A 23751-nucleotide genomic window follows, 5' to 3' on the forward strand; every position below is an offset into this window, starting at 1 on the left:
TGTTAGTACGCTATTTTCTTTTGTCAATAACCATCATAGGCTTTCTACTCAATTTTGGAAACTGAAGTTTTTGAATCACGCTTTTATCATGAAATTCTATTTTTGGAAGCACTCTTAATTTGGCTCTAAAGTGATCTTTAATCTCTTGCAATAGGGTGTCTGTTGGTTGAGGTGCTGAAATTTTTAAAAGAATTTCATCGGTTCCTATGTCGTTTTGATAAATTTCAATAACATAAGAGTTTATATTATTGAAATGATTTAAAACATTATGCATTGCCGGGGGGTATAAAGTGGTTCCTTTATACTTAATCATTTGTTTTTTCCTTCCCAGAACAGGACTTAGTCTAACGGTATTTCTACCACACAAACATGTATCAGTATGGGCTCTTACTACATCTCCAGTTTTAAACCGTAATAAAGGCATGGCTTCTACACCTAGAGAAGTAATGGTTAACTCTCCCGTTTCACCTTCCTGTACGGGTTTATCCTGATCATTTAATATTTCTATAATGATTAGCTCTGGGTGATGATGACCGCCTTGTTGTTGTTCACATTCTGTGAATGCAGTATTCATTTCTGTGGAAGCATACGTTGAATACAGTTCAATATCCCAGGTGTTTTTAATTTTGGAAGCTAGCAGGTTTAACGAAAAATCTTCATTTCTTAATGATTCACCTATACAAATAGCGCCTTTTATCCCTGATTCATTAATGTCTATATTATTTTGTTGAGCATATTCAATAAGTTTTAATAGGAATGAAGGAACAACAATAATATAAGTTGGTTTAAATTTTAATATAGAATCCCATTGTAATTCGGGAATGCCATTACCAACACGAATAATACCGGCTCCAAGTTCTCGTGCTCCCAAAAAGTATGCTAATCCAGCCATGAACCTTCTATCTATAGTAGTCATGAGTTGAATAGTATCATCTTCACTCACCCCTGCACAGGCAAAAGAAATGGCTTCGTTATAGGCTAAACGTTTTAAATCGTTATCGGTTAAAGCAAAGGTAACAGGCTCTCCTAACGTTCCAGAAGTTGTAACATAATCAATGATTTCTTTTTTAGGAACACAAATAAAATCATCATTGTACTGCTGTAAATCGTCCTTTGATGTTGTTGGTATCGTTGTTAAGTCCTCAAGTGTATTAATCTCATTGATATTAATCTCATGCTCATTAAACATACGTTTGTAAAAAGCAGAGTGTTTATTTAGGTAGTTTAAAAGAAGTTTCAATTTTTCTTCTTGAAAGCTTTTTATTTCTTCACTTGAGGCTTTTTCTATCTTAGGAATCATAGATCCAATTTCCTTTTAAGTTTTGTAATATACAAATCAATTTCTCGTTGATCTGGCACGGTTGTGATTTCTTTAGTTTTTGCTTTTTCAAAAGCATGCAATGCAGCGGTAAAATATCCTTTTTTATAATAATATTTTCCTACTAAATAATAGCCTTCCCAGTACTCAGGGTTTGTTGTTTGTATTTCTGAAATAATTGATGGATCAACATATTCATCATTTTTTATTGAGGATTGAAATTGAGTGCTTAGCTTTCTGTAATTCTCATAATTTTGATAGGCATCAGAAAATTGAAAGGGATCTTTTTCTATGGTTAGTTGAGTATTAGAAAGTCCCTTTTTTGTTGGGTTTTTAAACACATCATTTAAGTTGTAAGCGGCAAATTCACCTAATTGATACGGGTTTGATGATACCCAGACCAACCGTTGTTCTGGTTTAAAAACGATAGCATGATGTGCTAATAATTGGTTAAGCGCTTTTTCGTTACCATAACCAATACTTTTGTTTTGAAGCCCTTCTTTATTTCGTAATATATCTACTGCAATTTGAGGTGTTATATTAGGCTGTTGATTCAAAAGTTCTTCCATACGTTGGTAACGATACTGTGAATGACTTTCGGCTTTATGTTTTAAGTTCTTTTTATCATCTGCATAAGCTTTACTTTGAAAATGATTAGAGCAGATTAATTGATTAGAATTGGCAACTTCATACACTCCAAAATTTTCGGGAGAAACCTCTATGGTGATTGCTTTTTTATCTTTAGCACTGCCAATTAATATGGATTCGGATACAAAAACCTGACGTTTTTTTGCAATCGCAATTGCTTCCTCAATAGTCGAGGCATATTGAAGAATCTCTCTGTTTAAGATAGAAATTGGTGTTTTGGCGATTAGGGGAATTTTAGACTTTCCAGCATTGATGGTAACTGTAATACCATGTTCATTCATTCCGGAAACGACTCCAATCATGCCTCCCCAGGTTACAGACATAAATTTGTGCCCTTCTGTTGGATTTACAAATGCAATTATTTTTTCTTTTGCAAAATCGTCACCAGCGTAGAAGTCAAAATTCCTACCAATTATTAAGCTACCATCGTCTGTTTTTTCTCCCCAGGCAGCAAATGAAGAGCAACCAACCAAAGCCAAATCTTGTAGCGCATGTCCAATATCATGAGCGCCATGTAAGTATAAAACTCTTAAATAAGGGTTAGCGATGTGGTCATAACCTAATGAAGCATATTTTGAAAGCCCATATATCTCGGTTTTATATTCTTCGGGAATATGTAGATACATTTTTCTATTAAACCAAGCTAAGAATTTGCGTAATAGCGCTTGTTTTGTTTTTGAAGGTACAAAATCATTAATCTTAGATAAGAAAACCTGTTCTTGATTATTAAATAGCTCTTTTGTTAAGCTTCCAGTAATTAAACCTCTTTCATACGGATCACCTTCCACATAAAGTTCCCATAAACCTTGTTTGTTTTTCGTAAGAAAGTTGTCGTGTAAAACATATGTAGAGTCCGAAATTTTAATTCTTTCAGGGATAGATGAATTATATTTGCTAACATCTGGAACATCATTAAGGGATTTTGAGATGCCACACGATGATACTAAAAGTAGAAGCATAAAAAAGCAAAACCACTTTACTATTTTCATCTCCTTTAGATACATATAATTGAAGTTATTTTAAGGTGTTCATTATACACTATTTTCGACTTGTTTCCTGTTCGTTATTAACTTTTAATATTTTATTTAATAAATAGTCTTTACCTAAAATTTCGGAACACGTTGTCACAGCACTTATTGTAACTCCCAAGATGCCATGCATATTTAGACTTTGACCTGTAAACATTAAGTTTTTAATTTTTGTTCTTGGCGATAAAAAAGATTGCATTGGTTTATTAACATCTTTAACATAACCATACATAGACCCTCTATTACTTCCTATATAATCCCTATATGACAATGGAGTAGATGTGTACATCTCTTGAATGCAATCTCTAATATTTGGAAATTTAAGCTCTAGTTCTTTTATTAATTTTTCGGCTTTTTCTTCTTTAAACTGTTCATAGGTTTGACCTCTTTCATTTTTATGGGCCACAGTATTAAATGTATCTACCCAAGGTTTAAGTTCATCATAATGCATGTAGGTCATTACCGTTATATTATCTCCATAATCGTCCATATTTTTCTTAACAGACATGGACATCATGTACCCTTCTGGCCAACTTTCCTGAGTGTATTTGTGAACATCCCAAACATTATCGGGGTTTTTAAAATGATAGAAGTTTTTATTTTCGTATTTAAATGAATTTGGTTTTAAAACAATGTATAAACTAAACGCAGCAATGGTGCTTTCAATTTTATCAACTCTATTGGTGTAGGACTTTCTAAATTTATCTTCGCCAACAAGCTTTAAAGTCAGTTTAGGTTCAATATTAGAGATAAACAAATCCCCTTTTATTTCTTTTCCGTTCGAGCAAATGGCTGAAGTAATTTTACCATCATCAAAACCAAATTTAACAACGTCATGGTGCTTGTAAGTTTCTCCGCCGTGTTCTTTTAATTTTTTAATTAATGCTTTAGTTATTTGGCTACCGCCATTAATACATCTATAGGCACTTTCTATATATGAATTTATTGTCAAAGCATGGACATAAAAAGGTGTACGCTCACCATCACCAGCATATAAAAAATTTGTTCCTGCAAGTACTGCTTGCAGTTTTTTATTATTAGTTAGTGAATTGATGTACTTTTTTGCTTGAAGCTGAAAAATGTCCATATTATCATAGTAAGGTTTGCCTTGTTTCAAGTTATACAATGGAAAACTATCACAGGTTTCCTTTAACTTGTTACAATAAGTTACTATGGCAGATTCTTCTTCGGGAAACTGTTTTATTAAAACTTCAATGAATTTTTCGTAACCCTGTGCGTGTCTATATTCGATGGGATCATTATCGAAAGTAACGATGTCAAACCCATTTTCGTCTAGCTTTTTAAGGGATAAATCATCTATAATGTCAATATATTTAAAGTATTGATACAGGTTTTGCCCTTTGTCAAGTCCACCAATATAATGTACACCAGTATCAAATATGGTTTTGTTTCTCACAAAAGTTTGCAAATTACCACCATATTGGTTGTTTTTTTCAAGCACACAAACACTATAACCTTCTTTTGCTAAAATGATTGCAGAAGCCAAACCTCCTAATCCACTTCCAACTATTACAACATCATAGTGTGTTTTCATCTATTTTTTTATCGTTTAAAAATAATAAGGTTCTCATTCTCGTAATCCGACTTAAAACCTAAAGCATTAATTGTTTCTGTATATAAATTTCGACTTTCTTTTAGTAAAATTAAAAGATTAATATGGCTATTCAAGATGCTGTTTATTTGTTTTGGAGTAACCCCGTTTATATTAATTATTAATACGTTTGCGGGACTCTTTAAAGCGTCATCTATAGTATTTTCAAAATTAATACGGTTATGCTTATTTGTAATAAAACTATTTTGAAGCATCATTGTAACAGCAGTATCTTCAATATAAGAAATTATTTTCCTGTCGATAGCATCTAAAGATAACAGAAAATCCAGTTGCCCATAATCTTTTGAAAGATGAAGGATCGTATCTTTTTTATCAATGGTATTTAAAATAACACTATAAGTCTCTTTATACGTTTTAAGGTCTTCTTTAACCATTTTGTATAAAGCATCACCTTTATATCTATAGTCTTCTAATACTATTTCATGAAAGTAAGTATCGTGTTCAATGTCTTGTCTTAAATCATTAAATTGCTGCTTAAAATCTGCGCTAATATTTTTTGTACGTTGTTTATAACTTTCCCCGAATGATTTATTTTCAATGGGAATCCTCTCCAATATTTTTACAGTAAGACTTCCGTTTCTAATAAGGAAACTACCTTTTGGATTAACCTCCGAATTACCATGAATAAGTACTGGGATAATATCTAAATTTAATTGTTCTGCTAAATAAAAAGCTCCTTTATGAAAGCGTTTCATTTTGTTTGTTAAAGATCTTGTTCCTTCTGGGAAAGCCATTAGCGAGTACCCTTGATTAACTTTTCTCTGAAGATGAGATACCCCGTTTTCGATACCACTGGAAACAGGGTAAAACCCGGCAGCTTGAACAGCTTTACCAAAAACAGGCGAATTGTAAACCCAATCGTTCACCAAAAATATAATTTTTGGATGTAGCATACCAACGGCTAAAATGTCTAGAAAAGAGGTGTGATTTGCAATAATTATTGCAGGCTTTTCAAACGTTTCATTACTCAGGTTTATAACGTTCTTTTTTAGAAAAGGGTTAGTATATAAAACCGATTTCATATACTTTGAAACTGTTTTATGAAACCACCTCATCTTCACTTTTTTGCTTACAGGAATAATTTTAAGTAGCGTAGCACTAAACAAAGAGATTAAAAGCCCTCCTAATCCAAAGTATCCAAATGACAGAATAGAGTGTATTAATAGTCTTAATGTTATGGGGCGTTTTGTTTTGCTACCAATAAAAAGCTTAAATAATGATGGCTGAATTGTGAATGAAATAATTACTGCAGATAAAATTCCAATAATGGACACTAAAGAAATAGAATACAATGCAGGGTGCTTAGCAAATATTAAAACACCAACTCCTAAAATAGTTGTGATAACAGATAAAATAATAGATGTTTTATGCGTGGCAAAAGCTTTCTCTCCAGTTTTATATTCGTGAAGTAAGCCATTAGTAATAAAAATGCTATAGTCTATTCCTAAACCAAAAATAAAAGTGGAAATAATAATATTGAAAATATTGAATTCAATATGAAATAACCCCATCACTCCAATGGTCAATAGCCAAGTTAATGCTATGGGGATGCTTGTTACTAAAGTTAATGAAAGGCTTCTGTAAAACAGTAAAAGAAGTAGTAATACAACAACTAATGAATAAACGACCAAATTATTGAAGTCATTTTTTAGATTTCCTAAAAAAGTTTCATTCATTTGTTGTCTATCAATAACTAACGTTTGTGAGTTGTTCTTAAAAATATCTATTAATTCCTGTGTGTTTTCATCTTGAACTTTAACTAAAGTAGTTACCGTAATAAAATGGTCTTTTGAAGTAATATAATCTTCGGTTGAAATAGTTTTTAAAGCCTTATAATCTTCCGTTTGTAAAGGTTTAAAAACGGTGTTTAAAAGTGTATAGAATGAATGAAATGTAGTGGGTTTAAAGCCAAATGTGTTGCCACTTTCAATAAGGTTGTTTGTAGTGTTTGCAATGGTTTCATCATTCCAAAAAGCATTCCATTTTGCAATACGTTGTTTTTGCTTTTTTTCTGAATGAATTAAAGTTCCAATAGAACTGAAATCTATAATTTTTTTTTCTGTTTTAAGCGCTTGTAGTTTTTTATAAATGTTATCATTTATTTCTAGAGCATCTTTTTCAGAATTATCATAAGCTGCTAAATACACAGATTTTGATGCGATATTAGTTAATGCATCTAAACGCATCTGAGCTTCTTTAAGATGTTGTGGTTCGTAGTTAAGCTTTGTTAAATCTTTGTTGAAACCAACCCTGTTATAGGTGAAAAAACTAATAACAAATGCAACTAAGAGTGTTATAATGAGTCCCTTTTTTTTATGAAAATGAAAACCGGCAAGGTTGTCTATAAGTGTGTTTTTTTTAACCTTTTTTACAGAGTCTCTATATGCTAGAGGAATAAAAAGCAAGGCAAAAACAGAAGCGCCTATAACACTTATTGCAGCAAAAATACCCAAATCCTGTAAAGCTTGCGAGTTTAAAAATAGCAAACACAAAAATGCCAAAGCAGTAGTTAAGCTGCTCATTAATAATGGTTTTGTAATCTCTTTATATAGAGATTTAATATTGTTATTACTTCGTATATGTGTTAGTATATGAAGCGAATAATCTAAAGTTACACCAAGCAATACAGAGCCTATACCTAGAGAGATTGCTGAAATTTTTACGCGAATGATATAAAGCAAAGCAACCGCCAATAAGCCTCCGAAAAGTGTTGGGACAAATAAGATGACCGGAATGCTTATCTTTTTATAAAAAACAATGAGAATGATTAGTAAAATGCTCATTGCAATACCAACTGTAAATTGAATATCCTGTTTAATTTGCCTGGCATTTGCTACAGCAATTAGTACACCTCCAAAATATTCGCTTTGTGCTTTGTTTTTAAATGTATTATTAAGTTGATTACTTATTTTATATAAATGTTCAGCAAATTTTGCGTTTTCGGCAGTTTCACTAGAGCCGAAAGTTGGAGTAATAAATAGCAAGAGATGATTTTTGTCTTTACTAATCAAAAAGCCATTATGAAAACTAAAATCATCGCCAAAACCCAGTTGTTGTAGCTTTTTTAAAGCAATAAACGACAAACCTAAAGGGTCTTTTAAGATGCTTTCTTTGGCAATAAATCCGGAAGGTGATACTAAAGTCTTGTAATTGCTATGTGTTATGGCATCAATGCTATCTTTTTGAATTTTATTTTTAATGGTTGTATAATCACTTTCGTCTAAAAAAAGTGGCAAATTTTTATAAACAAAATCTAAAGTTTCAAGGATATCTTCATCTTCAACTTTTCCCTGAATTTGTTTAACATATTTACTGGACGTTATATTTATGCTGTCCATTAATTGTGATGCGTATTGCGTTATATCATCAAGAGAACCATTGGGTTCCTTTGCGATATTTACAATAATTTTATCAGCAAAATTTACGGTTTTTAAAACCTTTTGTGCTTCAGAGGTTTTATCATTTGACGGAATGAGTTTAGTGATATCCTCTTCAAATTCAATTTTGGATGCTACAAATAGCAACGATAAAAGCATTAGGAACAAAACACTAAAACTTATCAGCTTTTTAGCAGCAATTTTTTTATATATGTTATAAAAAACGCTATCCATTATTGAGTACTACTTTTTTATCTAAAATTAAAAAAAGGAAATAACTTAAAACCCCCAAACTTGTTGCGGTTATTATTGCTAAAGAAAAACTACCGACAATATAGGTTTTAAGATGTTTTAAAACTTCAAAATTTTCGATCATTTCTTCTCTTGTGTATTCTAATTCTACTCCTAAAAGATATTGACCCATTTTTGAACTGGTATAAAGTATAAAAGGAATAAAAGGCGGGATGCTAATGTTTGAAAAAACAAAAGCAATCGTTTTATTTAATTTAAAAATTAAAGCTAAAAAAATAACAAGTGCTGTATGAAATCCCCAAAAAGGAGATAGACCAATAAAAAGACCTAAAGCTATAGATAATGCTTTTTTAGAAGCAGCATCTTGTGTACCAAATAAGTCTTCTTTAAAAAACCGTTTAAATCCTTTTTTTTTTAATTTTCTAAAAAAATTTCGTGGTTTAATATATATAAGAGTAAGTATTACAAACCATGTATTTAGAATGCTTATTCGCGTAAAATCTTTAAATGGTCTAAAATGAGAAACGCGTTCGGTTTCATCATATAACACGCGGACTGGTATATTTTTAACGTCTACTCCAGACCAAGCGGACTTTACTATAACTTCGATTTCAAATTCAAATTTAGAGGTATAGAATTTAAGCTTTTTTAGTGCTTTTAAAGGATACAGTCTAAATCCGGATTGTGTATCTTGAAGCTTAATCCCAGTTTCTGCCCAAAACCAAAAGTTTGAAAATTTGTTACCGAAACTACTTTTTTTAGGTACGTTTTTTTGGCTCATATTTCGAGCACCAATGAGTAATATGTTTTTGTTGTCGCTTTTTTCAAGTTCATCAACAAAAGCAGGAATGTCTTCTGGAAAATGTTGACCATCAGAATCTATAGTAATTGCAAAATGATACCCTAAAGTTTCGGCATGTTTAAAACCCATGCGTAATGCATTACCTTTGCCTTTATTTTTTTCTATATGAATGTGTTGAAGTTGTGAATACCCTTTAAGAATTTGTACTGTATTATCCGTAGACCCATCATTAATGATAATAATGTGTTGTGTAAATTGTAAAATGCCATCGATAACTTGCTTTAATGTGCGATCGTTATTGTATGTTGGAATTAACACACACACGCCTAAATCGGTGATTTTTTGATTGGTTAGGTTAATATTCACTTTATTGAAACCTTAAAGCATTATTGGCTCGAAATTACTGTTTTTTCTTCATCACTAAAAGCTTTGGACTGTAAAATATAATCTTTAATGTGATGCCTTAGATTAGAAGAAGTAATGTTTTTGAAATGTTTTAAAATGAACTGTTTATCTTCTTCAATATGACCTTTATACTTTAAAAGCTTTGGTGTGTTTTCTTGAATTCCTAAGCGAACAAAACGAACTTCTATATTATTTGATGATTTTTCTATGGCATGCTCTACATATGAAACGCCTTCTATAAACAGTTTCTTTTTGTCTTTAACTTTTTTTTCTTGTTTAGCTAATAAAGCAATGGCTGCACCCTTGTAAGCGACTAGGGTAGGGTCATCTTTTTTAGTTATTTTTAAAAGCAGGTTATTAAAAGTTTCTATTTTGGTATGGTCTTGGGCAGCTTCTTTATATGCGTTTCTAACGGTACCCATATCTATTGATAGCGTATTTATACTTATTGCTGATATGAGTACCATTAAAAATTTCATATATAAATTATTTTACTATAAAATTTGTAGTAGATTTTAAAGCTATGGTATCTTCAAATTTAGAAATGTTTTTTACTTTATAACCTTCATCTGTTTCAGAAATATCTAGCTTTAATTCCAGTTCTGGTGTATTAAAAGGGTTAATTATAGCCATGAATTTAATATTATTTGCAGATTGTGTAAATAACTTTTTTTTGACAACATTTTCGGTAATTTCTTTAATAATTTGCATCATACAAACACCTGGCATCACCGGATTATCAGGGAAATGCCCTTTAAAAATAACATGGTCTTTGTTAATAAAAATATTCGCTGTTATCGAATTATCAACAACCTCTAAATTATTTACTTTATATAAGCCTTCTAATAACATATTTGTTTAAAAATTGAATTTATAAAATAGCCCCAATTGAAATACGCCATTAAATTGGATCTCATCTTGATACTGCTCCGATTCAAAATCGTGCCAAGTGCCTGAAAAAACATCTATCAATCCTTGTTTGTACCTGGCTTCAAAACCTAAACCGTTTTTAAACTCTAAGCCAATACCAATATTAATAGTAACATCTATAAAGGTAATATCATTTCCTTCATCTCTATTTGAAATCCCAATGGCAGTATCATCTACATCAAAGTCAAATCCAGGGCCAATTAAGAAACGAAATCCGGAATCTTTAACATAGAAATTATTGATTGCCGAGATTGAAATATAGTGTATTTCAATGTCATCAATACCAGAAGTGTTTCTAGCTCGCCCACCTTGATTGGAATATCCTATTTCTGGTTGTAACGCATATAAATCTGAAAATCTAAAATGCCCAAAGACACTAAAATATCCACTTGTTTTTTGGTCTAAGTTAGCATTAGAAAGATTAGATAGGTTAATACCACCTCGTATTCCGAATGATTTTTTTGTTTGCGAGTAAGAACTTGTAAAAATTCCAAATGCTACTAAAATGAATAAAATATTTTTCATGATTTTTTATTTATGGATTCAAGGCTCATAGGCTTAATATTTTTATATGACTGATAATTTACTCATTTAAAAATCAAACTTATAAGTTGCTCCTATTTGAACAACTTTGTTTAGTAATAAATCATCTACATTATTATTTCCATTGGTGTTATTAACATTACTTCCAAAAATATCAACTACTCCTATATTATATCTAGCTTCTATCCCTAAACCGAAAGGGAAATCATAACCCAAACCACCGAAAAATAAAAAATCAAAACCTTCTAAATCATCATAATTATCACCTACTTTAATGTTTATAGCAGGACCAAGAATAGCATGTAAGCCAATTGCTTTAATAGGATAAAATTTGTTTGCTAAAGCGACACCTAAATACTGGATCTCTAAATCATCTAGTCCAGAAATCGTAGACTTTCCTCCTTGTCTTGAATAATTTATTTCTGGTTGTAATGCATAAAATTTTACAAATTTAATTTCGGCAAACGCGCCAATATAAAGATCTGTTTTATCATCTAAATTGGTGTTAGTCAAGTTCGAAAAATTAGCACCAGCCCTAACGCCTGGCTTAATTTTTATTTGAGAAAAGGCAACTGTACTTACTACAATCAATGCCAATGTTAAAAGTGATTTTTTCATTTAATTAATTGATTTTAAATTAATTTTTAGTTTAATATTTGAATGTGAAATTTTAATTTTATTTGCAATAATATCATTAATTTCTAAAAATAAAAAGGTGACTTTTTCTTTCCCATTTTTAACACGAATGATTTTGTTTAACTGTTGTGTTTTAAAATAAAAATGCTTTTTGTTCTCTAAAGCAGTTTCATAAATTAGAGTGTCTTGTGATGAATACGATTTAATAACTGGTATTTTCTCTTGAATAAGCGCTTTAAAATCTTTTTTTAAAATGTTAATTAAAATGGCTTTATCTATAGCTTCAATAATGAAATTAACTTTAAAAGTATCATTCAAAAAAGAGAAATCAAAAATTTTATTTCCCATTTCTGTTGTAAATACTACACGATGATTGGCTTCTCCAAGTTTTTTAACTATAAGAATACCGCTAAAATTATTATCACGAACTGTAATATTTGCTTTATAGACATAATCTTTTTTTTCATTTGAAAAGTATGGATTATGAATTATTTTATTTGATGTTGTCTGTATTTGAAAATTACGCTTTTTAGAATACGAACCACATGCTATAAAAAGCAAACAGAAACTACTGATTAAATATCGCATCGGATAAGTTTGTGTTTACTATTCGATTACTAAAAACAATTTTTGTATAATCCTCTGATGGTTCTATCATTTTCAATTCTACAACATCGCCTTCCTCATTAAATAGTATCTGAAATGCTTTTATGTATTTCGAAAACTTTTTGTCCTTTGGGTTAAAGTAAACTTTACTATTGACACCATCTTTAAAATATGTAATATCAAATTCATTTTCATCAAACAAATCCCCTTTTACGCTATTTATAATTAGGGTGTTTAGTTGTTTAAACATTTTGCTTGATCCAATATCTATGTTGCTTTTTTTGCCTTCATCATTAATAAAAAGAGTTTCGTTTTTAAATAAAACAGCATATTTAAAAGGTGTTAGATATTCCCATTTTACCATATTGGGAGATTTAAACGACAGTTTACCCGAAGACTTAATATCGTTAGATAAAAAGTCTAAATGTTTGTATTGCGTAAAGTCACTTAATAAGGTTTTTATTGTAGCTGCTTGTGTTTTTACCTTAGCTTTTAAAGTTGCTGATTCTGCTATGCTCATTTTGGTTTGTGCATGCAGTAGAGTGCCCATAAAAAATAATATATAAATAATATTACGCATATGCTTTTATGTTAAATAGAGAGTCTATGGTAACAGATTCTATATTTTGTTTCTGTAAAAATAACAATAACTGTTCCAATACTGTAATTGTTTTTAAACTTGTATCGTGAAGCAAAATAACATCGCCTTTTGAAAGGTTTTTTGTAACGCGCTTAAAGATCCTTTCGGGGGTCCTTGAAGTGGTATCTAAAGAGCGGACATTCCAGCCTATAGACTGCAATTGAGTTTCTTTTATGGCTCTTTTTATTCTTGGGTTGGTAACACCAAAAGCTGGTCTGAATAATTGCATTGTAAAACCCATGATATTTTTTACAATGTTATTCGTTTTTTGTAATTCTCTAATGACATTTTTAGTTTTAAAAAAACCAAAATTATTAGCGTGGGTATAGGTATGATTACCAACAGTATGTCCCTGCTTTATGATTTCTCTGAATAAATTTGGATAGGCTTCAATATGCTTTCCTATGCAAAAAAAAGTCGCTTTAGCATCGTGCTTTTTTAAAAGTTCTAAAACTTTGGGTGTGAATTCTGGGTGTGGACCGTCATCAAAAGTAATCGCTATTTTATTTTCTTTAATGGTTTTATTATGATGAAGTGATTTAAGATGATAATTCCATTTTATAAAAAAAGAACCGGCAACGGTGACTAAAAACCAAACAATTGCTAATATAGATACATACCATTTAAAAAAGTTACCTGTAAATATTAAAACAAGCAAAGCTATGATTGTTATTATATTTACCGATTTGTAATTTATCATCTATGTAATAAAGTGAAGCTATGGTTCTCTCCTCTATATTGATTGTAAAGTAAAATAGTTTTATAATTTGAGGTTGGAATATTATTAAGTTTTACCACTTCTGGAAGCTTTTGAGTTTTCAATATTTTTGATGCCAACCATACACCAAATGACGATGCTGTATTAAATTCACCACACAAATGTTTATAATAAACTTGTTGCGTGTTATTAAAAATTCCAGAACTCAATTCATTATAAAAACTGTCGTAAGTAACATCTCCATTGTTTCCTAAAACCAGAATATCAATAGCTTCAATATCAATATTATTCTCTTTTAAGAATGCTTTGGCAACATCAGCAATATTTGAATCTCCCAGTGTGTTGTATGTGTTTATGGCAACAATTTGAGCATAACTAGAATCTTGCTTAAGATTAGACAGCACAAAGAAATTCGCGCCTTCCCCAAAAACAGCCCCTTCTGTTTTAGATTGCAATAAATTTGTAGAATTTACTTTTTCTTCTTTTATATGATTGATAAGTTTATGTAAAGTGCATGTATATTCTTCAATTTCATCAACACCTCCAACTAAAATAGTACTGGCTTCATCGTTTTCCAGCATTAATTTTCCATCTAATACTGCAGACTCAAAAGAAATGCTTGCATGTACATAGGTGAAATTATAACCTTTACATTGCATACCAAGCGCTATTTGTCCTCCAACAGTGTTGTGTGTGGATTGTATAAAAGATGTTGGTGTTAAAAACTGCTCATCATTATCTATAATAGCACTTAAAAATTTCTTAGAATCTTTAAGGCATCCCATTCCCGTTCCTGTGATGATGGCATCTACTGTCTCTAAATTTGCCTCATTTAGAGCTATTTTAGAAGCTACAACTCCCATTTTAACCCCTTTTGCCATTCTACGAGAGTTTGCTGGAGAAATATAGTCTTTGTAGTTTGGGTCTACTGCTAAAATGATATGGTCTTCATAAGAAATAATGTCATCTAAAAACGATGAATTATCAAACGTTTTTTGGGATGAAATTGAACCAAGACTATTTATATAAACGGGTTTCATTGTTTTTTTGAGAAAATAACGGTTGAACAATTACCTCCAAACCCTAATGAATTTGATAATACCGTATGCAATTCTTTTTCTTTAAGTTCTAATTGCGGTGTCATACTAAATTCCTTCATTTGGGTTTTAAAATTCAAATTGGGATAAATCACATTATTCTGAAGTGCCAAAACGGAATATACGGCTTCAATAGCTCCAGCAGCAGCAAGCGTATGTCCAGTATATGCCTTTGTTGAACTAAAATCTGGAACATGCTTATCAAACACTCTTAAAATGGCACGTCCTTCGGATAAATCATTATTTCCAGTCGCCGTGCCATGCGCGTTAATATAATCGATATCGCTTGAAGATAAATCGGCGACCTTTAGTGCTTTTTGCATAGCTAGTGTTGCGCCATCCCCATTTTCGGATGATGCCGTTTGATGAAACGCATCATTGGCATTGCCATACCCTTTTACATAAGCTAAAACTGTTTTATTTTCGGCTTGCACTATCTTATCAGACTCCAAGACTAAAAAGGCAGCGGCTTCACCTAAATTTAACCCTTTTCTGTTTTCATCAAAAGGCGTATTGTATGTATCTGATAAAATCATTAAGGTTTTAAAACCATTTATGGTGAACTTTGATAAGCAGTCCGCTCCTCCAACGATAACTCTGTCCAATTGTCCAGATTTTATTAATCTGGCACCAAGCATAATCGCATTCGCAGCAGAAGAACACGCGGTACTTATTGTAGTTACTAGACTTTGTTCTATCCCTAATTGTTCTGCGATTTTTTGAGTAGAATCCCCTGCATGATGCCCTGCTATATACTTTTGAGTTGCTTTGTCTTCAAGATAAGCATAATAATGAGCTTCGGTCTTATCCATTCCACCAACGCTTGTTGATGATATTAGCCCGGTTTTATAAGTGTTTATATTAGAAATTCTTGCGTTTTCAACAGCTTGTTTTGCTGCTATTGCACCCAGTAATGCCGTTCGGGAATAATTATTATCTGGCGTTAGACCAAGTTGTTGCTCTAATTCTTGATTTGTAAAAGCAATTTCGCCAACCATAATATGATCCTTATGAAGGGTTTTGATTTTTGAAATTCTTGTAATTCCAGTTTTACCTTCTATAAGTGATCTGTAATTCTCTTCTACATTATTTCCAATAGAAGAAATAATTCCCATTCCGGTGATAGCTACGCCTTTACTCATATTTTATCATTCCTGTGAAGATAGGAAACTTATTAGAGGTTAAATAACAATCGATAACGATTTCTGAATTTGTGACGGTATTTTTGTGAACGATTTGACAACTTCTAGTTAAATATAGGTACTGACAATCGTAAAAAGGGTAAAGATTTTACTTTGTTCTATGTTCAAAAATATATTTAGCCATAACATTTATAGATTCAAAAATAGCGCGACCTTGTTTTGGATCCGTTAATTTAATACCATAGTTTTTATCTAACATAACAATTAATTCTAAAGCATCAATGGAGTCTAAGCCCAAACCATCTCCAAATAATATATCGTTGTCATCAATATCATCTACTGCTATATCTTCAAGGTTTAATTGCTCTACAATATTCTTTTTTAGCTCTTGTTTTAAAGTCTCCATGTTATGTATTATATAATTTTAGTATATTTTGTTTATTGTGTGTTATTGATCCTTTATTAGTAACCAAATATAAAAATGCTTCATAATGATCTCCATCTAATTCAACCCAACCACAAAGCACTTTTTCTGTTTTATTTGTTGATAATAAACTATTGGTATTATCTAACAAATGTTGTGCATTAAATGTGTCAAAGATAAAAAAACTATTTTCAGAAAATAATTTGTATTTGATACTAATTTCTCCAATACAAATATTTGGTAATGTGTACACAAAAACAGCTGGACTTGGATAGTAGTCTTCTTTATTTTGAATGGACTTTTGATGTTTTCTATCTGTATCTAAACTTGATGCTTTGTTTGAGAATATAATAGCAATATTATTTTCTTTTTCTGGATTTAAATGTTCGTTTTTTAGTAAAACATCGGCAGCTAAAAATGCTAATTTGCTTAAAGCATCCATTTTAAAAAACTTCGCATAATTTGTTTCAAAAGATTTATATGCTGCTTTTATAAACTCTGAAAAATTATTATTTTCATCATTATAAACGATAGAACCATTTAAGGATATTGTATTGTTTTTGATCTTGCAAAAAGAGTCTATATGGTATTCAGAATTCATAGTCTATTACTTTTTTTTACAAACCAATAAGGTATGGTATTCTCCAACACTAATATCTTCTTTAAGTTTAAGTCCCGCTTTATCAATTAATTTAAAAAATACTTCTGCTGAATACATTTTACTATTCCCATTTGCCAATACGGTGAAATAAAGAGAGGTTGCTTCTAAAATAAATTTGGCATTATCAAATTTCTGTCTATCTGTAAACGTCTCCATAATCATTAGTTCGGTCTTATCATCCATGGCCTTAACACAAGTCGTTAATACCTTAAGAATTTCTTCTTCAGAGAAACAATCTAAAAATTGACACATCCATATAGCATCTGCTCCAGTTGGAATTTGAGGATTGTCTTTTAACCAGTCTATTTCATAACCGGAAATCCTTTTATCAAAGCCTTCTTTTTTAATATTGGCAAGTGCAATATTTATTTGCCCAGGTAAGTCAATTATTTTTACGGATACATTTTGACTATAATGACAACAACTTATAGCAAATTTCCCTGTATTGGCACCAATATCAAATATGGTTTTTGGGTTATTTCTAAAAGCTAATTTTAAAGCTTCATCAAAAATCGCATCAGAATAGTGATGATCAAATTCAAACCAAGATTTTTGAATTTCGGGCGTTAATTGAGATAACCCTTCATAAACCGTGTTCCAATTACCAAGCTCTTTTAAACCTTCTGGCTTTCCGGTTTTTATAGATTCATTTAAATGGAATAATCCTTTATAACACACATCATTTGTAAAGTTTATATTAACGTTTACAGTCTCATGATAATTTAAAAAATAACCTGTAGTGGTTAATTGATAATGACCTGTATCGTCTTTACTAACAATATCGGAACTTTCGGCTATTTCCAATAAGACACTTATACCATAAGTACTAACTGACAATTCTTTTGAGATAGCATCTATTGCAATTCCTCCCTTTTTCCTTCTATCAAAAATCAAACTAAGAACACCTAATTTTCTTAATGAAACCGTAGCTTGAAATACAAAAGGAGCAAAAGCAATTTTTTGTGCTTCTTGAATAGCGTCAATAGCTCTTAGTGTCGTATTTTCCATAATTAATTTTTATCTTTTTTTACTTTTTTAAAGATTACTGCTGTATTACTACCTCCAAAACCTGACGCTGTTTTTAGAAAAAAATTCATTTTTTTAGGGGTTATTTTAGTAATGATATTTATTGGCTGTGTAACACCTAATGTGTCAAAACCTAAAGAAGTATATAAGGTGTTATTATAAAGTGAATGCATTCCAACAATAGTTTCTAATAAACCGGAAGCTCCTAAAGTATGCCCGAAATAGCCTTTTAAACTATTTATAGGGACATCTTGCAGGCCTAATCTGTTGAACGCAATAGCTTCCATTTCATCATTATAGGATGTCGCTGTTCCATGGGCAGAAATATAATCGATACTTTCGGACGATATGTTCGCTTCTTTGAGAGCCGATGTCACACTTCTAAATAAGCCTTCTCCGGTTCGGGAAGGTCCGGAAATATGATTGGCATCATTACAAGAACCTTCTCCTAAAACAGCAACGGCTTCTTTTACCAGATTTGTTTTATTATTAGTAACCAAAATACTTGCAGCAACTTCACCAATATTAATCCCGGAGCGATTTTTACAATAGGGTTTACAAGGCGCATCGCTTAATGCCTGAAAAGAATTGAATCCCGATAAAATAAACTCTGTAACGAGATCTCCGCTTACAATAAATACATGGTCATAAACACCCTGTTTGATATAACGTTTTGCAACCGCAATGGCTAAAATTCCTGAAACACAAGCGTTAGAAATAACAACAGCTTCGTTTTCAAATTTAAAAAAGTCTTTGATTTTTTTTCCTAAAACACTTAAATAGGCACGTTCTTTAGGGAATTCATTGTTTTTTTCTAAAACATCAATATTCCCTTTTGTAGTTGAAATGATTAAACCAACATTTTTTGTTAAAGGAATTTTAGACGATTGAATAACATGGTTTAACGATGTTATCATCATCTGTTCTAAGCGAGTGAAATCGCTCTTATCTCCTAAGGATTTAAAACGTTCAGTTAATGCTTTTGTGTTTATTATTGATGACCAAAAAGGTTGAGGTAATAGATTTTTGTCGTCAATTAATTGTAAACCGGAAACTTCATTATGAATATTATTTATAACAGTTTCACTATTAAACCCAAGAGAAGAGACTATATTATTATATGATAAGTAAACATCAGTCATCTAAAAGGCCTACTTTTCGTTTCCATTCCATGAAAAAATCTGGAATTGTTAAAGATAATTCTCCTTGCCCTGTGTGGTCTACAAAAACCTGGACTGTTTCACCAGTGCAAACAAGTTGGTCTTCTTGATTAAAAATCTCATATCTAAAAACCATTTTCGCAGCACGACTGTCTACATATATTGTTTTTATTGTAGCAACATCTCCATAACGCAAAGGTAATTTGTGTTCGCTACTTGATTTTACAATTGGCGTAGCATAACCGAATTCTTTTTGATTTAAATATGATATACCATGATGTCTGCCAAAAGCCTCTCTACCATCCTCAAAGTATTGTATATAATTACCATGCCAAACAATTCCTAAGGGGTCTGTTTCTACAAACCGAACTCTTACCTTACTAATAAAGCTAATTTCTTTATTATTTTTAGACTGCATTTTTCTTTTCATTATAAACTATGGCAATTACGGTTGTGATGATAAAAAACAAAAATAGTAATGTTATTTCCGGAACAATATCTAATAAGCTGGAATTTCTCAAAAAAACATCGTAAAATGCATTTAATCCCCAATTCATTGGCGAAATGTTAGATAAGGTTTGCATAAATTCTGGCATAATAAATACGGGAACCCAAACACCTCCTAAAGCTGCCAAAATAACTACAAAAGTTGCTCCAAATGGAGCGGATTGTTCTTGGGTTTTGGCTATAGTCCCCAAAAGTAAGCCCAGTCCTATGGCTGCTAAACCTGCAAATATGGCAACTAAAAATAAAAGGGGTAATTTGTCTGAAACATTTAATTTTGGTAACCCTATAGCCGGAAATAAATAAATTCCTATAAGTAACATTAATACAAACTGAATCAAACAAACTACTAAATATATAACTGTTTTTCCTCCAAGAACGGTTAAATAAGATACCGGATTTGTTCTTAATCGCACAAAAGTACCTTGACTTTTTTCTTTTACAATATTAATGGATAGGGGCACAATAATAAAGAATATAGCAAAAAGTGTCCAAGCGGGTACATTATGCTGTACGGAGTTTGGAATGATATTTTCATCCTTCTTTTTTTGCAATATTTCTTTAAAACTTATAAAACTCTCTGTTTCGAAAATGACTTCCGAAGGATCATCTGTTAGTTGCTCTTGAAATGCATTGTAGATGGATTGGGTTTCTATTTTAGAAATCATTTTATCTACTTCGTTTTTTACTGAACTTTTAAAAGAGAACTGTGTTGCTGGATCAAAATATAACTTAACTTCTTTTGCTTCAAAAATTTCTTTTGGCTCATCTTCACCTTCTTCTTCTAAACCAAATTTATCTAAAATGCCTTCAACATTTTGGTTGATTTTTTTTTCCAGATCTGAAGACAAATTTTTAGGAATTATAATGGCCAATTGGTTTTTGCCTTTAAAAACCAGATTTTTGGCATCTTCTTCAATAGCAATTTCAATAACCTCAAAAACATTCGAGTCTTCCAGTCCTTTAACAATCGTTTGTGATACAGATCCTTTGTCATTATCCACTAAAAGTATAGGAATTTTGGTTTCACTTACACTTTTAAATGTGCTATCCTGAATTATGGTAATAGTTACTATTAACACTAAAGGCATGATAAATAATATAGCTATTCCACCAATATCTCTAGTGAGCAATCTAAATTCTTTATATGTAGATGCCAGTAATTTATGCATGATCTCTTAAAGCATGTCCGGTTAAAGCTAAAAATACATCTTCAAGGTTTTTAGCATTTTTTTGCTCTTTAATTAAGCTTTTTGGGTCTCCCTGTGTTATTATTTTTCCGTGGTCTATTATAGCCACCTTAGTACAAAAGGCTTCAGCTTCATTTAGATGATGTGATGTATAGATTATTGTAGTTCCTTTTTCGTTAAGTGCTTTTAAATAGTTTATAATAACATTTTTAGATTGCACATCGACTCCTACTGTTGGTTCATCTAAAAACAGCACTTTTGGATCGTGCAGAATGCTCGCTATTAAATTAATTCGGCGTTTCATCCCTCCAGAAAAAGTATTTATTTTTTTATTTGAAAATTGTGAAAGACCTAAGGTTTTTAGTGCCTCTTTTATTTTTAATTTTAATTCATTGCCTTTTAATCCATACATGCTACCAAAATACATCAGATTTTCAAAAGCGGTTAACGTTGGATAAAGGGCATATTCTTGAGGAACTATACCTATAAGTTGTTTTAATTGATTTTTGTTTTTTTTATAGGTAAGCCCATTTATAAGAAACGACCCGGAAGTTGGTTTAATTAATGAGCATAACAGCGAAATTAATGTTGTTTTTCCTGCTCCATTTGGACCTAACAGCCCAAAAATGTCCTTTTCAGAAATACACAAGTCTAAATTGGACACGGAAAATATATCTGCTCCTTTATACTTTTTAGATAATTGCTTAATCTCAATCATGTGTCATTCTTATATGGCCTTTTTTAATTCTTTAAAGAAGATTTCTTCCTTGTCTGCAATGGCTTCTAATTGTGATGCCACATGATTATAAGCATCATCTTTGGCACTTCTACTTTTATAAATACGAGATGCATCTAGCGCAAAGTCTCTCCATAAATCACCAATAACGGTCATTTCTTTGGATAATTCTGCCAATTTGCTATTGTTTAATATTTTACTGGATTCTTGTAAAAAAGCTGCATAAATATATCTAAAACCACCACCACCTGTTCCAATCTCTTCTTGCATTCTAACAATTTGTCCTAAATAGTGATTAGCAACTTTAACCCCTTTTTTCTTAGGCCATTTGCGTATTAATTTTGCGGTGTACTTAATGCCGTTAACACCAATAACAGGCACAGGAGCTAGCATATCCCTACAAGTGTTTTTTATGCCTTTAATAATGGCGCTTTCAATATTTAGTTTTTCTGGAAAATCTATAGGATAATACATATGCCCTTTTGGAGCAAAAGCACCTTTAGCAAAGCGAACTTTTTCTAATTCTTTACTGGTTAAAGAGGTAACCGTTTCCATGACAGGGTCACTAATTAAATAGTTGTCATTTTGTTTGCCATACACAATTAAATTATGCGCATTAAAATGAAACCGATATTCGTCTGGAAAATATACTAAATTATAAACGCCAACTTGAAGTCCTACAGGGTTGTTTTTTTCTAAATTTTCAATTAATCTTGCTTCAGCTTGCTGTGGGTTTTTAAATTTTTCCTTTTTAATTTTTATCCCAGTACGTTTTGCAAATCTTTTAAAAATTTGACCGGGCATTGTTCTATATGATATTGCCGGGGCATAATTTACTTTTAGAAAAGGAATATAACAAAACATTAAACCAGAACCTATACCAAATACCATGGGTTCACTTACATCAAAGCCATTATACTTCATTAGATTTGAAACGACTCCATTTTCGCAATGTGCAGTTTGATGATGTGTAAAGTTAATTTCCATAGTCAATATCCTTTAATTGATCAATAGAAATTTCGAAAACATGGGCATATTTCTCCAATGTTTTTTCAGATAATTTATTGAATCTTTTCAATTTAAAATGTCTTTTTACCTGCCATTTAAACAGGCCTACATAACTTGCTAAAATACCAATGTCCATTTTATGAAGTTCCATATAATATTCAATAGGGCTGGTTTCTTTATTTAGTACTCTGGCTTTTGCTTTTGCTATACGGTCATTAATTTCTTGTATGGCATTGTCTAAGGCAATTGTTTTAGGTTGCCAACCGCTACTTTTAGCTGTAGTGTATTCCCCTTTATCGTCAACAGCATAACAAAGTTCTTTGTGTTTACCTGTTTCCAAACTACTTTTATCTTGGGGAACATCACTCTTTTTCATAAAACTATTTCAATTCTTTAATAACCAGATTCATCTCACAAGATAATAATTTGGATGCTCCTTCATGAATATTACATTCTAAAGAACATATGCTATAGTTGTTAGTGTCAAATCTTGATGTTAATCTTGCACTGGAGATAATGGTACTATCCACCTTAGGACAGGAAAACACCGTTACTTTTTTCACGGCACTAATAAAACCAATTAGATTAGCACCTTCTCCTTCAATATCATCATCATTAAAAAAACTTTTGCCAACTATTGATGAGCAAGTTTGTGCTGCATTCTCTATTAACCCTATTTCGTTAAAATAATCATCTTCAACTAAAAGACAGTCTTTTTTAATTTTAAATGATGTAGAAACATGTTCATCGTTAAGAGTTAAGACTTTGTCTACCATCAAAAATGGAGAACGATGCGGTAAAAAATTAGAGACATCTATTTTATCAAGGTTAATCATTAACTTGCAATAACAGTTTTCATTATACTTGAAGCCATTTTTTCTTTTTTGGTATTAAAAACAGTTATTTCCACTAAAGTCACTCCCATAAATTCATGTAAAATATGTGCTTCTGTTTTTATAGTTTCATTTAATTGAGGCAACATTGAGATCTCTATTTTTTTAATGGATCCTATATAACCTGTTGGTGCAGGGGCTCCTTTTAAAAAATAATCGTATCCCGTATGAAGTGCCACAGTTTGTGCCATATTCTCTATTAATCCGGGTTCGGATAGTGCCTTATTTTCAAAAAAAATATTGGTGTCTAAAACTTTTAATGAGGATACCACATTTGTATCGGAAAAACCTAACAAGCTATCTACCATCACAAAAGGTGTTTTTTGCGGAATTAAGTGTTCTATATTTGTAATTGGTTTTTGTAGTAAAATCAT

The 23751-nt window shown here is 31.3% G+C and carries 25 protein-coding genes; all 25 read right to left on the reverse strand.

Annotated elements, in window-relative coordinates; genetic code table 11:
* Positions 1–10: 10 nt before the first annotated feature.
* The 25 genes from Q4Q34_RS07930 to Q4Q34_RS08050 all read right to left on the reverse strand — a co-directional run bounded on the left by Q4Q34_RS07930 (position 11) and on the right by Q4Q34_RS08050 (position 23751).
* The gene (locus tag Q4Q34_RS07930) at positions 11–1300 is read right to left on the reverse strand and encodes a phenylacetate--CoA ligase family protein (RefSeq protein ID WP_303316723.1); all 1290 of its coding nucleotides are present in this window, start codon (positions 1298–1300) and stop codon (positions 11–13) included.
* A complete protein-coding gene (locus Q4Q34_RS07935) occupies positions 1297–2925 on the reverse strand; it encodes a C45 family autoproteolytic acyltransferase/hydolase (RefSeq protein WP_303316724.1) in 1629 nt (542 codons plus the stop codon). The genes Q4Q34_RS07930 and Q4Q34_RS07935 overlap by 4 nt, the downstream gene beginning before the upstream one ends.
* A 79-nt stretch (positions 2926–3004) precedes the next feature.
* The gene (locus Q4Q34_RS07940) at positions 3005–4549 is read right to left on the reverse strand and encodes a phytoene desaturase family protein (RefSeq protein WP_303316725.1); all 1545 of its coding nucleotides are present in this window, start codon (positions 4547–4549) and stop codon (positions 3005–3007) included.
* An 8-nt stretch (positions 4550–4557) separates the two neighbouring features.
* Positions 4558–8238 carry an MMPL family transporter gene (locus tag Q4Q34_RS07945; RefSeq protein ID WP_303316726.1) on the reverse strand — a complete coding sequence of 1227 codons (3681 nt, stop codon included), beginning with the start codon at positions 8236–8238 and terminating at the stop codon, positions 4558–4560.
* The gene (locus tag Q4Q34_RS07950; RefSeq protein ID WP_303316727.1) at positions 8231–9424 is read right to left on the reverse strand and encodes a DUF2062 domain-containing protein; all 1194 of its coding nucleotides are present in this window, start codon (positions 9422–9424) and stop codon (positions 8231–8233) included. Before Q4Q34_RS07950 ends, Q4Q34_RS07945 begins: the two co-directional genes overlap by 8 nt.
* A gap of 20 nt (positions 9425–9444) precedes the next feature.
* Entirely contained in the window at positions 9445–9942 is a 498-nt protein-coding gene (locus Q4Q34_RS07955) for a hypothetical protein (protein WP_303316728.1), read from the reverse strand.
* Between the two features lie 7 nt (positions 9943–9949).
* Positions 9950–10315, reverse strand: a complete 366-nt coding sequence (locus tag Q4Q34_RS07960; RefSeq protein WP_303316729.1) for a hotdog family protein — start codon at positions 10313–10315, stop codon at positions 9950–9952.
* A 6-nt stretch (positions 10316–10321) separates the two neighbouring features.
* The gene (locus tag Q4Q34_RS07965; RefSeq protein WP_303316730.1) at positions 10322–10918 is read right to left on the reverse strand and encodes a porin family protein; all 597 of its coding nucleotides are present in this window, start codon (positions 10916–10918) and stop codon (positions 10322–10324) included.
* A gap of 66 nt (positions 10919–10984) precedes the next feature.
* Positions 10985–11554, reverse strand: a complete 570-nt coding sequence (locus Q4Q34_RS07970) for an outer membrane beta-barrel protein (protein ID WP_303316731.1) — start codon at positions 11552–11554, stop codon at positions 10985–10987.
* Entirely contained in the window at positions 11555–12160 is a 606-nt protein-coding gene (locus Q4Q34_RS07975; RefSeq protein WP_303316732.1) for a hypothetical protein, read from the reverse strand.
* Positions 12141–12698, reverse strand: a complete 558-nt coding sequence (locus Q4Q34_RS07980) for an outer membrane lipoprotein carrier protein LolA (protein WP_303316733.1) — start codon at positions 12696–12698, stop codon at positions 12141–12143. Before Q4Q34_RS07980 ends, Q4Q34_RS07975 begins: the two co-directional genes overlap by 20 nt.
* A 52-nt stretch (positions 12699–12750) precedes the next feature.
* Positions 12751–13518 carry a polysaccharide deacetylase family protein gene (locus Q4Q34_RS07985; protein ID WP_303316734.1) on the reverse strand — a complete coding sequence of 256 codons (768 nt, stop codon included), beginning with the start codon at positions 13516–13518 and terminating at the stop codon, positions 12751–12753.
* Positions 13515–14576 (reverse strand): beta-ketoacyl synthase N-terminal-like domain-containing protein, encoded by a 1062-nt coding sequence (locus Q4Q34_RS07990; RefSeq protein WP_303316735.1) that lies wholly within the window; start codon positions 14574–14576, stop codon positions 13515–13517. Before Q4Q34_RS07990 ends, Q4Q34_RS07985 begins: the two co-directional genes overlap by 4 nt.
* Entirely contained in the window at positions 14573–15775 is a 1203-nt protein-coding gene (locus tag Q4Q34_RS07995; protein WP_303316736.1) for a beta-ketoacyl-[acyl-carrier-protein] synthase family protein, read from the reverse strand. Before Q4Q34_RS07995 ends, Q4Q34_RS07990 begins: the two co-directional genes overlap by 4 nt.
* Before the next feature lie 148 nt (positions 15776–15923).
* Positions 15924–16181, reverse strand: a complete 258-nt coding sequence (locus Q4Q34_RS08000; protein WP_303316737.1) for a phosphopantetheine-binding protein — start codon at positions 16179–16181, stop codon at positions 15924–15926.
* Between the two features lies 1 nt (position 16182).
* The gene (locus tag Q4Q34_RS08005; RefSeq protein ID WP_303316738.1) at positions 16183–16800 is read right to left on the reverse strand and encodes a 3-oxoacyl-ACP synthase; all 618 of its coding nucleotides are present in this window, start codon (positions 16798–16800) and stop codon (positions 16183–16185) included.
* 6 nt (positions 16801–16806) lie between these two features.
* Entirely contained in the window at positions 16807–17868 is a 1062-nt protein-coding gene (locus tag Q4Q34_RS08010; protein ID WP_303316739.1) for a methyltransferase, read from the reverse strand.
* Between the two features lie 2 nt (positions 17869–17870).
* Positions 17871–19028 carry a beta-ketoacyl synthase N-terminal-like domain-containing protein gene (locus tag Q4Q34_RS08015; protein ID WP_303316740.1) on the reverse strand — a complete coding sequence of 386 codons (1158 nt, stop codon included), beginning with the start codon at positions 19026–19028 and terminating at the stop codon, positions 17871–17873.
* A complete protein-coding gene (locus Q4Q34_RS08020; RefSeq protein ID WP_303316741.1) occupies positions 19021–19464 on the reverse strand; it encodes an acyl-CoA thioesterase in 444 nt (147 codons plus the stop codon). Before Q4Q34_RS08020 ends, Q4Q34_RS08015 begins: the two co-directional genes overlap by 8 nt.
* A complete protein-coding gene (locus Q4Q34_RS08025; RefSeq protein ID WP_303316742.1) occupies positions 19454–20722 on the reverse strand; it encodes an ABC transporter permease in 1269 nt (422 codons plus the stop codon). The genes Q4Q34_RS08020 and Q4Q34_RS08025 overlap by 11 nt, the downstream gene beginning before the upstream one ends.
* On the reverse strand, positions 20715–21458 hold the full coding sequence (locus Q4Q34_RS08030; protein ID WP_303316743.1) for an ABC transporter ATP-binding protein: 744 nt from the start codon (positions 21456–21458) through the stop codon (positions 20715–20717). The genes Q4Q34_RS08025 and Q4Q34_RS08030 overlap by 8 nt, the downstream gene beginning before the upstream one ends.
* 9 nt (positions 21459–21467) lie before the next feature.
* Entirely contained in the window at positions 21468–22463 is a 996-nt protein-coding gene (locus tag Q4Q34_RS08035; protein WP_303316744.1) for a BtrH N-terminal domain-containing protein, read from the reverse strand.
* Positions 22453–22860 (reverse strand): hypothetical protein, encoded by a 408-nt coding sequence (locus Q4Q34_RS08040; protein ID WP_303316745.1) that lies wholly within the window; start codon positions 22858–22860, stop codon positions 22453–22455. The genes Q4Q34_RS08035 and Q4Q34_RS08040 overlap by 11 nt, the downstream gene beginning before the upstream one ends.
* A 4-nt stretch (positions 22861–22864) precedes the next feature.
* Positions 22865–23320 carry an ABC transporter permease gene (locus Q4Q34_RS08045; protein ID WP_303316746.1) on the reverse strand — a complete coding sequence of 152 codons (456 nt, stop codon included), beginning with the start codon at positions 23318–23320 and terminating at the stop codon, positions 22865–22867.
* Positions 23320–23751 carry a hypothetical protein gene (locus Q4Q34_RS08050; RefSeq protein WP_303316747.1) on the reverse strand — a complete coding sequence of 144 codons (432 nt, stop codon included), beginning with the start codon at positions 23749–23751 and terminating at the stop codon, positions 23320–23322. The genes Q4Q34_RS08045 and Q4Q34_RS08050 overlap by 1 nt, the downstream gene beginning before the upstream one ends.

The sequence above is a fragment of the Flavivirga abyssicola genome (assembly GCF_030540775.2).
Taxonomy (GTDB): Bacteria; Bacteroidota; Bacteroidia; order Flavobacteriales; family Flavobacteriaceae; genus Flavivirga; species Flavivirga abyssicola.